Raw genomic sequence first — 12,155 nt, 5'->3', positions numbered from 1 at the left:
GCCCACACCATCGCCGACCTGTTGCTCAGGTTCCCCGCCCCGCCCTCGGCGGTGCGCCCCGCGATGCCCTTGATGCCCCAGGGGGCGCTGCCCTCGGCGGATGCCCTGGCCCAGCGCCTGGAGGGCAGTCTCCGCCAGAGCGGGCTCTTCCATGAGTCCCATCTGGCCCGCTGGTATCGCGGCGACCTGCCCCGGGCCGCCCTGATCCAGGAACCCCAGCAGTGGCGCACCCTGACCTTTCGGCCCGCCGAGGGGAGCGTCGCCGCGGCGCCCTGGCGTCCCGCGCCCGGCACCTGGGGCGGCGTCTCGGCCGACGTTTCGGCCGGTGTTTCGATACGGGGCGCGGCACCGATAGCGGGGGGCGGAGGCGCCTCGCCGCTTCAGATAGTGGCCCAGGCACCGGGCCTGGCCCAGGCCGGTGAGGCGGTCGAGGCGGTCGAGGCGTCTCGCGAGCCGGCCCCGCTGCGCGGCGGCGAACCCATCGCCGAGTCGCTGCAGGGGGTGCTGCGTCATCAACTGGAGCTGCTGGTCAATCCGGTGATCCGCTGGGAGGGGGACGTCTGGTCGGGAATCTTCATGGCTTTGGCGATTCAACTGCCGGCGGGCTTCGACGAGCGAGCCCGCCAGGAGGCGGAGGAGGAGGGCGGCCAGGACGAAGCCTGGGCCTCGGAGCTGACCCTGGTGCTGCCCGGCCTCGGCGAGCTGGCGGTCCAGCTGCGCCTGGTGGCACGGCGCCTCAGCCTGACCCTGGACAGCCCCGAGGCCGCGGTGGTGTCGCGCCTCGAGGTCGGGCTGCCGCGGCTGGCCCGGCGCCTCGAGGCGCTGGGCTTCGAGGCCCGCCTGGCGGCGCGGCTTAGACCGGAGGCGGGCGAATGAGCGATACCCGGCAGCAGCGGCGGCGTCGCCAGGCGGTGGCCCTGGCTTATCGGGATGGCGACGAGGCGCCTCGGGTGCTGGCCAAGGGCTATGGCGAGCTGGCCGAGCGCATCATTCGCGCGGCCCGGGAGAGTGGCCTCCAGGTCCATGACTCCCCGGAGCTGGTGGCGCTGCTGATGCGGCTCGACCTGGATGAGCGCATTCCCCCCGAGCTCTACCAGGTAATCGCCGAATTGTTGATCTGGGTCAGGGACCTGGAAGCTGAGCCGGCCTCATACTAGGTCTCGGTTAATAAGCCAAAGATTTTGTAGTGTTTTGTATGTGATAGCACCTATCAGCAGTGCGAATACCTGGGCAATTGCTTGTTTTTGCAACTTAATTTTTGTGGTTCGGCGAAGCACGAACGCTTGCGTGAAACGAGCGTTTTTGGTCGCGACTTGAAAAGCTGTCATAAAAATCCTACAACAGCGTACGAAAATGCCTAGCCAAAGGCATGCCAGCCGACACAAGCACAAGCACAGCGGTCGGCCATAAGAATCGGGGCTCATCGACGCGACCTCGGAACACTTGGGTACGTAGGGAATCTGTAATAATGCAAATGGATAGTGTTCTGGATGATATCCAGGATCTGAATCTGTCGTATCTGCTGCTGGTGCAGCGGCTACTCAGCGAAGATCGTGCCACGGCCATGTTCCGTCTCAAGATGGACGATGCCATGGCGGATCTGATCCTCTCTCTCTCCGGCAAGCAGTTGGGCCGCCTGGCCCGCACCAATCAACTGCTGTGTCGCCTCAACTTCGACGATGCCACCCAGCTCGAGCAGCTGACCAGCAATCCCCGCGATCAGGGGCTCGCCTCCTCCCATGCGGCGCTGCTGATGTCGACCATCGGGACCGGCGCCGCCGTCGCCGATGCGAGGGGGTGAGCCGTGGTTGACAAGAGTCTGGTCAAGGAGATGCACCAGGTGCAGCTGGCCATCGAGCTGATCGAGCTGGGGGCCCGCCTGCAGGTACTGGAGACCGAAACCGAGCTGAGTCGCAGCCGCCTGGTCAAGCTCTACAAGGAGGTGCGCGGCATGTCGCCTCCCAAGGGCATGCTGCCGTTCTCCACCGACTGGTTCATCACCTGGTTGCCGAACGTTCATTCGTCGCTGTTCTACAACTTCTATCGACGCCTCACCGAAGAGCTCGGTTGCGCGCGCATGGAGGGCTTCGTCAAGGCCTATCGCCTCTATCTGGAGCAGATGGCCTGTGACGACAGCGAGCCGGTGCTGGGGTTGACCCGGGCCTGGACCCTGGTGCGCTTCTTCGAGAGCGAGATGCTCGAACTGACCGCTTGCACCTGCTGTGGCGGGCGCTTCGTGACCCATGCCCACACCCCCGGCCAGGGCTATGTCTGCGGTATCTGCCAGCCCCCGTCGCGGGCCGGCAAGACCAAGAAGAACCGGCGTGCCGCGACCGAGTCCGCGACCGATGCCGAGCCCCTGCCGGCGGCTCGCCTGGTCGGCCGCTGACCCCCAATCGACGCCTCCTGACTGGCCCCGCCCCGGATTCCGCGGCGGGGCCAGTCGTATCCGGACGAGATTTTTTCGTGAGTCGGCGTAGGTCGGATAAACGAGCCGAAGGCGAGCGCATCCGACGTCCCCGGCGAGATTTTTTCGTGAGTCGGCGTAGGTCGGATAAACGAGCCGAAGGCGAGCGCATCCGACGTCCCCGGCGAGATTTTTTCGTGAGATGCCTCAAGTCCCCCGGGAGCATGCCGATAACCCTGGAAGATGCCACCCATGCTGTAGCGAAGGATCCTGGTCGTGCTGATACCCATAGGCTTTCTGATCGTCACCCTATCCGTCTTCGGCGGCTTCCTGCTGGCCGGTGGGAACCTGGGGCCCCTCTACCAGCCCACCGAGATCCTGATGATCTGCGGCGCCGCCGTAGGGGCCTTCGTTGCCGCCAACAATGGCAAGGCGATCAAGGCGACCCTGCGTACCGCCTCGAAGCTCAAGCGCACCACCCGCTATGACAAGGATGCCTACATGGAGCTGATGGCCCTGCAGTACAAGCTGCTGGCCAAGATGCGCCGAGAGGGCATGCTGGGCATCGAGCGGGATATCGATAATCCCCAGGAGAGCGCCCTGTTCAACGAGCATCCGAAGATTCTCAATGATCCGCTGATCATGGGGTTTATCACCGACTATCTGCGGCTGATGGTCAGCGGCAGCATGGATCCCCTGGAGCTCGACGAGCTGATGCTCCACGAGATCGAGGCCTTCGAGCACGAGGCCAATATTCCCGCCGATGCCCTCGGCAAGGTGGGGGATGCCCTGCCGGCCTTCGGCATCGTGGCGGCGGTGATGGGGGTGGTCAAGGCGCTAAGCGCCGCGGATGCCGGTCCCGACGAGATGGGCGTCATGATCGCCCATGCCCTGGTGGGCACCTTCCTCGGCATCCTGCTGGCCTACGGCTTCGTCAATCCGCTCGCCAGTCGCATCGAGCGTCAGGTGGCCGAGGGGGTCAAGATGCTGCAGTGCGTGCGAGTCACCCTGCTGGCCAGCCTCAATGGCTGCGCGCCCCAGGTGGCGGTGGAGTTCGGACGCAAGGCGCTGCATAGCGCCGAGCGTCCCAGCTTCACCGAGCTGGAGGAGCATGTCCGCGCCGCCAAGGGTGGGGCATGAGCGAGCAGCGTCGCCCGATCATCATTCGCCGCAAGAAGGTGGTGCATAACCACCATGGCGGCGCCTGGAAGATCGCCCTGGCCGATTTCATGACCGCCCTGATGGCGCTCTTCCTGGTGCTGTGGATCCTCTCCTCGTCGAGCCGTGCCGAGCTGGAGGCGGTGGCCGAGTATTTTCGCACGCCGCTGACCACCGCCATCGCCGGCGGGGATCGCACCACCTCCAGCGACAGCGCCATTCCCGGCGGCGGGCCCGATCCGGCCCATGCCGAGGGCGAGATCGCGCGTATCGAACTGCGCGATCAGAGTCGCGAGGCGGTGGAGCGACAGCGCCTGCGCGATCGCGGGCGCGCCGAGGAGCGCCGGCGCCTGCGCGAGCTGCAGGCACGTATCGAGGCGGCGATCCAGGCCGATGCGCGGCTGCGCCCGCTGCGCGAGCAGATGCGCCTGGACCTGACCCAGGAGGGGCTGCGTATCCAGTTGGTGGACTCCGAGCGGCGTCCCATGTTCGAACTGGGCAGCGATCGGGTCGCCCCCTATATGCGCGACCTGTTGCGCACCATCGCGCCGCTGCTCAACGAGCTGCCCAATCGCCTGAGCATCAGCGGCCACACCGACAGCGTGCCCTATATCGGTGGCAATCGTGGCTACAGCAACTGGGAGCTCTCCAGCGACCGGGCCAACGCCTCGCGTCGCGAGCTGGTGGCCGGCGGCCTGGAGTCGGAGCGGCTGCTGCGTGTGGCGGGCATGGCCGACCGGGTCCCCATGGCGGACACCGCCCCGGACGATGCGGTGAATCGCCGTATCAGCCTGGTGGTGCTGGACGAGTGGGCGGCCGAGCAGATTCTCTCCCAGGGCATGAGCGCGGACCCTCGAGGCGTGCCGGAGGGCACCGTCGAGTCGGATGGCGAAGGCGCCGCGCCGCCCTGAGCCGACCAGGGGACACAGCGAGAGGCTCGGACCGGGTCTGATCATCGAATCACAAGGCGGGGACTAGCATGGATTTCAGTGATTTCTACGAAACGTTCTTCGAAGAGGCCGAGGAACTGCTGGCGGACATGGAGCGCCACCTGCTCGAGCTTGACCTCGAGTCGCCGGATCCCGAGCAGCTCAATGCGATCTTCCGTGCCGCCCACTCCATCAAGGGGGGCGCCGGGACCTTCGGCTTCGACGTGCTCCAGCAGACCACGCACCTGTTCGAGAACCTGCTCGATCATACCCGGCGCGGTGAGCTCGCCCTGCGCCGCGATATCGTCGATACCTTTCTGGAAACCAAGGATATGTTGAACGATCAGCTGGACGCCTATCGTCAGGGCGGCGAGCCCGATTCGGAGGCCTTCGAGCGCATCTGCAAGGTGCTGCAGCAGATCGCCCTGGACGAGATGGGCCAGGGCCTGGACGGGGCCGGCGACGCGACCGACGCGCCGGCCGAGGCGCCCGCCCCCCAGCCCGAGCCCGAGCCCCAGGCCGAGCCCCAAGCCGCACCGGCGCCGGCCGAGGGAGCCAACCTGGTGGTGGCCCTGCTCAAGGTGGGCGACAAGGATCGCGAGCTGCTGATCGAGGAACTGGGACACCTGGGCGAGATCAAGGGTCGTGGCGGCGACGCCGAGCGCTACGAAGTGAGCCTGGCCACCGAGAGCGACCGGGACGAGATCGAGGCGGTGATGTGCTTTATCGTCGAGGCGGAGCAGGTGGAGGTGCGCGAGGCCGAGGCGCCCCAGCCGTCGGCATCGGCGGAGGCCGCGCCGCCGGTGGCGGCACCCGCCGAGGCGGCCTCCCCCGAGACGACGCCCCCCGCCGAGGCGGCGCCGGCCACGGCCAAGCCCAAGCCCGCCGCCAAGCCTGCCGCCAAGCCCAAGGCGGCGGCCAAGGGCGGCGAGTCGACCTCGATTCGCGTGCCGGTCAACAAGGTCGATCAGATCATCAACCTGGTGGGCGAGCTGATTATCACCCAGTCGATGCTCGACCAGACCGTCAGCGAGCTGGATAACGTCTCCAACGGCGCCCTGGTCAACGGCATGAGCCTGCTGCAGCGCAATGCCCGGGACCTCCAGGAATCGGTGATGTCGATCCGCATGGTGCCCATGGACTATGTCTTCAGCCGCTTCCCGCGGCTGGTGCGCGACCTGGCCAAGAGGCTCGACAAGGACGTGGAACTGGTCACCGAGGGGGAGTCCACCGAGCTCGACAAGAGCCTCACCGAGCGCATCATCGATCCCCTGACCCACCTGGTTCGCAACAGCCTCGATCACGGCATCGAGTCCCCCGAGGCCCGCGAGGCCGTCGGCAAGCCGCGCACCGGTCGCCTGACCCTCTCCGCGCAGCACCAGGGCGGCAATATCCTGATCGAGGTGATCGACGACGGCGCCGGCCTCAACCGCGACAAGCTGCTGGCCAAGGCCCGCGAGAACGGCCTCTCGGTCTCCGACTCGATGAGCGACGACGAGGTGTGGCAGCTGATCTTCGCCCCGGGCTTCTCCACCGCCCAGGAGGTCAGCGATGTCTCCGGCCGCGGCGTGGGCATGGACGTGGTCAAGCGCAATATCCAGGAGATGGGCGGCCACGTGGAGATCCTCTCGCGGCCGGGGCAGGGCACCACCACCCGTATCGTGCTGCCGCTGACCCTGGCGATCCTCGACGGCATGTCGATCAAGGTCGGCGGCGAGGTCTTTATCCTGCCGCTGTCGGCGGTGCTGGAGTCGCTGCAGCCGCGCCAGGAGGACCTCTACGCCATGGCCGGCGATGACGTGGTGCTCAAGGTGCGCGACGAGTACCTGCCGGTGGTGGCGGTGCATCAGGCCCTGGACGTGACCGGCGCCTGCACCGAGCCGACCCAGTGCATCGCCGTGATCGTCCAGGGCGAGGGGCGCCGCTATGCCCTGCTGGTGGACGACCTGCTCGGCCAGCAGCAGGTGGTGGTCAAGAACCTGGAAACCAACTACCGCAAGGTGCCCGGCGTCTCCGCCGCCACCATCCTCGGCGACGGCAGCGTCGCCCTGATTCTCGATATCGCCGGCCTGCACCGGCTCAATCAGAGCAAGCAGCAGGCCGGCTACGAACAGCGTCGGCAAGCGCCGACTCACCACCTGGCCCAGACCGAGAAGGAGGTCGAACCCTCATGAGCGAGATGAATGCCGCCAGCGCCGCCGCCGTGGATGCCGATAGCCGTGAATTCCTGGTCTTCTCCCTGGGAGACGAGGAGTACGCCATCGATATCCTCAAGGTGCAGGAGATCCGTGGCTACGAGAACGTCACTCGGATCGCCAATGCCCCCGATTTCATCAAGGGGGTGACCAACCTGCGCGGGGTGATCGTGCCGATCGTCGACCTGCGCATCAAGTTCCACTTCGACAGCGTCGAGTACGGTGGCCAGACGGTGGTGATCGTGGTCAACGTCGGCGAGCGCGTGGTGGGCATCGTGGTCGATGGCGTCTCCGACGTCATGACCCTGACCCCGGAACAGATCAAGCCGGCGCCGGAATTCGGCGTGACCCTCTCCTCCGACTTCCTGAGCGGCCTGGGCAGCCTGGAGGATCGCATGCTGGTGCTGGTGGATATCGAACGCCTGCTGACTAGCGACGAGATGGCGCTGGTGGAAAACGTCAGCGAATGACGGGGAGGGCGCCGGGACGACTCGGCGCCGAGACGCCGCAGAGCGTCGGGCAGACAACAACAACGACCCTGATACGGCCGCGGTGCGCCGCGGCCCAACGCTCAAGTCGCTCCACCCCGGGGGTGGGGCCCGGTAATTCAAGGGGTAGTCGTGAAGTTTCTCGATAACATGACCGTGCGGGTCAGCTGGACCCTGGTGCTGGTCACCTTCAGTGCGCTGCTGCTGCTGCTCAGCGGCCTGGGTCTCTACGCCGTCAATCACAGCCAGCGGGAGCTGGCGGCCTTCAGCGCCGTCAACGTGGACCAGCAGGCCACCCTCAATCGTGGCAACTCCATGATGATGGCCGCGCGAATCGCCATGGAGGACGTGCATGCGCAGCTTGTCGATGCCGAAAGCGATCGCGCGCGTCGCCAGGCACAACAGGCGGCCGTGGCGCTGGGCGAGCGCCTGGAGAGCGCCGAGCGAGTCTTTGCGGAGTTCGTGGCGCTCCCCGCCCAGCCGGAGAACGAGGCGCTGATTCCGCCCATCGCCGCAAGCGTCGCCGCGCTCTTCGATGAGGCCCTGATCCCCCAGCAGCGCGCCCTGGCGGAAGGCGATGTCGAACGCTTCCAGGCCCTGCGCAGCGAGGCCGAGCGTCTGAATGCCGCCTTCTATGCCGATGCGGTGAGCTTCTTCCATACCGTGGAGGCGGAGGGGACCCAGCGTTACGAGAACTTCTTCAGCGTCGCCAATACGGTCAAGCTGGCCATCATCCTGGTGCTGCTGGTGGCCACCGCCACCGTGGTCATCGTGCTGTGGGGCGTCACCGTCAACGTGATTCGTCCCCTGGGTCGGGTGGTGGATCACTGCGAGCGGATCGCCAAGGGCGATCTCTCCGGGACGGTCGAGCGCCGCGGCAACAACGAGATCGGTCGCCTCTTCGCCGCCCTGGGACACATGCAGGAGGGGCTCGCCGGTACCGTGAGCCGGGTGCGCCGCGGCAGCCAGTCCATCTACGGGGGGACCCAGGAGATCGCCAGCGGCAACCAGGACCTCTCGGCGCGCACCGAGGAGCAGGCCGCCTCCCTGGCGGAGACCGCTTCCAGCATGGAAGAGCTCACCTCCACCGTGGAACAGAACGCCGACAACGCTCGCCAGGCCAGCCGCCTGGCCGAGGAGGCCTCCCAGACCGCCGGTCAGGGCGGCGAGGTGGTGGGCCAGGTGGTGGAGACCATGCGCGAGATCAGCGACAGCTCGCGGCAGGTCACCGAGATCATCGGGCTGATCGACTCCATCGCCTTCCAGACCAATATCCTGGCGCTCAACGCCTCGGTGGAGGCGGCCCGGGCCGGCGAGCAGGGCCGCGGCTTCGCGGTGGTGGCCGGCGAGGTGCGCAACCTGGCCAGCCGCAGCGGCGAGGCGGCCCGCCAGATCCGCGAGCTGATCGATGCCTCGGTGGCCAAGGTGGATACCGGCTCGGCGCTGGTGGATCGCGCCGGCCAGACCATGGGCGAGATCGTCCAGGCGGTACAGAAGGTCAGCGACATCATGGACGAGATCGCCTCCGCCTCCCAGGAGCAGAGTCACGGCATCCTGCAGGTCAACCAGGCGGTGACCCAGATGGATCAGGTGACCCAGCAGAACGCCGCCCTGGTGCAGCAGGCCGCCTCCGCCGCCGCCGCCCTGGAGGAGGAGGCCGCGCGGCTGCGCGAGTCGGTGGCCCAGTTCCGCGTCGACGAGACGAATGGCGACGACGACCTGGCCCGCTGGCTGCCCGACCTGGGCGGCGCCCATGGCGAGGCCCGGGCGTCCCGGCCGCAGCCGGCGGCGACGGCGGTGGCAGGAGCCCAGGACGATGACTGGGAAAGTTTCTGACCAATAAAAAATAACGACCCGGCGCCCCAGGGGGGCGCCATGCAGGGAGCCAAGACATGCGTAATAACCAGCCGGTGACCCGTCGCGAGTACCCCCTCGACGAGCACACCTTCCTGATCTCGCGGACCGATCTCAAGGGCCGCATCACCTACGCCAACCCGGCCTTCGTCGAGGTCAGCGGCTTCTCCCGGGAGGAGCTGATCGGTGCCCCCCACAACCTGGTGCGCCACCCGGACATGCCGGAGGCGGCCTTCGCCAACCTCTGGGAGACCCTCAAGGAGGGCGAGACCTGGACCGGGGTGGTGAAGAACCGCTGCAAGAACGGCGACTTCTACTGGGTGCATGCCAGCGTCACCCCGATCATCGAGAACGGCGAGACGGTGGGCTACGCCTCGGTGCGGGTCAAACCCAGCCGCGAGGAGGTGACCCGGGCCGAGGCGGCCTATCGGGAGATCCGCGAGGGGCGCGGCAAGCGCCTGACGCTGCACCGCGGGCGCCTGCGTCGCCGCGGGGTGATGGCCAAGCTCAAGCGCGTCAACCTGGGCTCCATGCGTGCGCGGATCAGCGGCATGGTGGCGATCTCCATGCTGCTCGTCCTGGCCAGCGGCCTGCTCGGCCTCTACGGCCTCCAGGCCTCCGGCGAGCGCCTCCAGGCCCTCAACCGGGATGGCCTCCAGGACGTGGCGCGGCTGCAGCAACTCGATCGGCTGATCACCGCCGGCTATGAATCCCTGCTGACCACCAACCAGATGGAGCTGGTGCAGAACTCCGAGCGCCTGGTCGGGGAGCTCTCCGGCGTGGCCGAGCGCCTGGAGACCGTCTGGGGCGAGTACCGGGACCGGGAGGTCAACCATACCCCCCGCGCCGATGCCTTCGATGAGGGCCTTTCGGCCTATATCGAGGACGGGATCCTGGAGATGGTCTCGGTGCTCTCCTCCGAGGACGCCTTCGAAATCTTCACCGGCGCCCAGCAGCGTCGCGATAACCTGCAAGCCAGTGGTCGCGAGCTCTCCGCCCAGGTCAACGGCCTGATCGACGACAAGCAGGGCGCGGCCCTGGTGATGGCCGAGGAGGCCGCCGCCGGCAAGCAGCAGATGATGCTCGCCCAGCTCAGCCTGCTGATCGTCGGCCTGGTGTTGCTGGTGGGCCTGGGGGCCCTGGTGGTGCGCAGCATGATCAAGGCGCTCAGGGAGTCGACCGCTTTCACCCTGCAGATGGCCGCCGGCAACCTGGGGGCCAACATGCCCTCGCGGCGTCGCGACGAGATCGGTCGCCTGATGCATGCCCTGGATATCATGCGCAAGAGCCTCGGCAGCATCGTCGGCGACGTCAATCGCGGCGTCTCCGTGGTGACCCCGGCGGCGCGGGATATCGCCCAAGGCAACGAGGACCTCTCCTCGCGCACCGAGCAGCAGGCGGCCTCCCTGCAGCAGACCGCCTCGAGCATGGAGGAGATGACCACCACGGTGCAGCAGAACGCCGACAATGCCCGCCAGGCCAGCGGCCTGGCGGTGGACAACGCCACCCAGGTGGGGCAGGCCGGCGAGCTGATGGGCGAGGTGGTGCAGACCATGGGGCGGATCACCGAACAGTCCCGCAAGATGACCGAGATCATCGACGTGATCGATTCCATCGCCTTCCAGACCAATATCCTGGCGCTCAATGCCTCGGTGGAGGCGGCCCGGGCCGGCGAGCAGGGCCGCGGCTTCGCGGTGGTGGCCGGCGAAGTGCGCAACCTGGCCAGCCGCTCCTCCAATGCCGCCGGGGAGATCCGTCAGCTGATCGACGGCTCCGCCAAGGAGATCAGCAGCGGCGCCAGCCTGGTGCAGCGTGCCGAGGGGGCCATCGAGGAAGTGGTGGCCGCGGCGACCCGGGTCAACGACATCATGGGCGAGATCTCCTCGGCCTCCGTGGAACAGAGCTCGGGGATCAACCAGATCAATCAGGCCATCAGCCAGATGGACGACGTCACCCAGCAGAATGCCGCCCTGGTGCAGCAGTCCGCGGCGGCGGCCTCGAGCCTCGAGCACCAGGCCCTGCAACTGGCCAATGCGGTCTCCGCCTTCCGCCTGGCCGGCAGCGGCTTCGAGGAGATCCGCGCCGCCAGGGCGGCCCTGGCTCGAGAACATCAGCGCGGCGCTAGCGACCAGGCCCGGCTGCCCCGCGGCCAGGAGGTCGAACCGTCACGGACCCCGGCGGCACCCAAGGCGGATGCCGCCACCGAGGAGTGGGAAGCATTTTGAACGCACCGTCGTCCTGGGAGAGCGTCGCTCAGCCGAGCGGCGCCCTCGAGAAGGATCTCGAGCTGACGGCGGCCGACTTCGCGCGCATTCGTGAGCTGATCTATCAGCGTGCCGGCATCGTGCTGGCGGAGCACAAGCGCGAGATGGTCTACAGTCGGCTCGCCAAGCGCCTGCGCCATCATGGCCTGACCCGGTTCAGCGACTACCTGGCGCGTCTCGAGCGCCAGCCCCAGGCCAAGGAGTGGGAGGCGTTCACCAACGCCTTGACCACCAACCTGACCGCCTTTTTCCGCGAGGCGCATCACTTCCCGCTGCTGGCGGAGCATATGCGCACCCGCCCCGGGCCGGTCCGGGTCTGGTGTGCGGCGGCCTCCACCGGCGAGGAGCCCTACTCCATCGCCATGACCCTCACCGAGGCCCTGGGCTCCCGGGCGAGCCAGGCGGAGGTGATCGCTACCGATATCGACACCGATGCCCTGGCCCGGGCGCGGGCCGGCATCTACCCCATGGAGCAGGTGCGCAAGCTCGACGAGGCGCGGGTCAAGCGCTTCTTCCTGCGCGGCAACGGGCGCCATGCGGGGATGGCCAAGATCCGTCCCGAGCTGGCCGAGCGGGTGGTCTTCGAGGAGCTCAACCTGCTGGCCCCCAGCTGGCCGGTCAGCGGTCCCTTCGATGCGATCTTCTGCCGTAACGTGATGATCTACTTCGACAAGGCGACCCAGGCGCGGATCCTCGAGCGCTTCGCCCCGCTGCTCAAGCCGGACGGCCTGCTGTTCGCCGGCCACTCGGAGAACTTCTCCTACATCAGCGAGGCCTTCCGCCTGCGCGGCCAGACCGTCTATACCAAGGCGCCCCGGTAGGTCGGATAAGCCGGAGGCGCATCCGACGCTGTGTTCGCC

At 67.4% G+C, this 12,155-nt stretch carries 11 protein-coding genes; all 11 read left to right on the top strand.

Features of this window, described 5'->3' with window-relative positions:
• Positions 1-876, top strand: an 876-nt coding sequence (gene fliK, locus NFU04_RS14600) for a flagellar hook-length control protein FliK (RefSeq protein ID WP_251310158.1), incomplete at its 5' end; no start/stop codon positions are given.
• Positions 873-1,157, top strand: a complete 285-nt coding sequence (locus tag NFU04_RS14595) for an EscU/YscU/HrcU family type III secretion system export apparatus switch protein (protein WP_251310157.1) — start codon at positions 873-875, stop codon at positions 1,155-1,157. The genes fliK and NFU04_RS14595, both read left to right, overlap by 4 nt.
• A 311-nt stretch (positions 1,158-1,468) precedes the next feature.
• Positions 1,469-1,801 (top strand): flagellar transcriptional regulator FlhD, encoded by a 333-nt coding sequence (flhD, locus tag NFU04_RS14590; protein ID WP_251310156.1) that lies wholly within the window; start codon positions 1,469-1,471, stop codon positions 1,799-1,801.
• A 3-nt stretch (positions 1,802-1,804) separates the two neighbouring features.
• Positions 1,805-2,389 carry a flagellar transcriptional regulator FlhC gene (flhC, locus tag NFU04_RS14585; protein ID WP_251310155.1) on the top strand — a complete coding sequence of 195 codons (585 nt, stop codon included), beginning with the start codon at positions 1,805-1,807 and terminating at the stop codon, positions 2,387-2,389.
• Positions 2,390-2,683: 294 nt separating this feature from the next.
• A complete protein-coding gene (gene motA / locus NFU04_RS14580; protein ID WP_251310154.1) occupies positions 2,684-3,547 on the top strand; it encodes a flagellar motor stator protein MotA in 864 nt (287 codons plus the stop codon).
• On the top strand, positions 3,544-4,476 hold the full coding sequence (gene motB, locus NFU04_RS14575) for a flagellar motor protein MotB (protein ID WP_251310153.1): 933 nt from the start codon (positions 3,544-3,546) through the stop codon (positions 4,474-4,476). The genes motA and motB overlap by 4 nt, the downstream gene beginning before the upstream one ends.
• A 68-nt stretch (positions 4,477-4,544) precedes the next feature.
• Entirely contained in the window at positions 4,545-6,668 is a 2,124-nt protein-coding gene (gene cheA, locus NFU04_RS14570) for a chemotaxis protein CheA (protein ID WP_251310152.1), read from the top strand.
• Positions 6,665-7,159, top strand: coding sequence for a chemotaxis protein CheW (gene cheW, locus NFU04_RS14565; RefSeq protein ID WP_146803538.1), 495 nt, complete (start codon positions 6,665-6,667; stop codon positions 7,157-7,159). The genes cheA and cheW overlap by 4 nt, the downstream gene beginning before the upstream one ends.
• Positions 7,160-7,309: 150 nt before the next feature.
• Entirely contained in the window at positions 7,310-9,013 is a 1,704-nt protein-coding gene (locus tag NFU04_RS14560; protein WP_251310151.1) for a methyl-accepting chemotaxis protein, read from the top strand.
• 56 nt (positions 9,014-9,069) lie between these two features.
• Positions 9,070-11,256 (top strand): methyl-accepting chemotaxis protein, encoded by a 2,187-nt coding sequence (locus tag NFU04_RS14555; RefSeq protein ID WP_251310150.1) that lies wholly within the window; start codon positions 9,070-9,072, stop codon positions 11,254-11,256.
• Positions 11,253-12,116, top strand: coding sequence for a CheR family methyltransferase (locus tag NFU04_RS14550; RefSeq protein ID WP_251310149.1), 864 nt, complete (start codon positions 11,253-11,255; stop codon positions 12,114-12,116). Before NFU04_RS14555 ends, NFU04_RS14550 begins: the two co-directional genes overlap by 4 nt.
• Positions 12,117-12,155 lie beyond the last annotated feature (39 nt).

The organism is Halomonas sp. NCCP-2165 (genome assembly GCF_023708045.1).
In the GTDB taxonomy this organism is placed as follows: domain Bacteria; phylum Pseudomonadota; class Gammaproteobacteria; order Pseudomonadales; family Halomonadaceae; genus Bisbaumannia; species Bisbaumannia pacifica.
The sequence above is the reverse complement of the archived record's forward strand: the minus strand, read 5'-3'. Positions and strand labels throughout refer to the sequence as shown.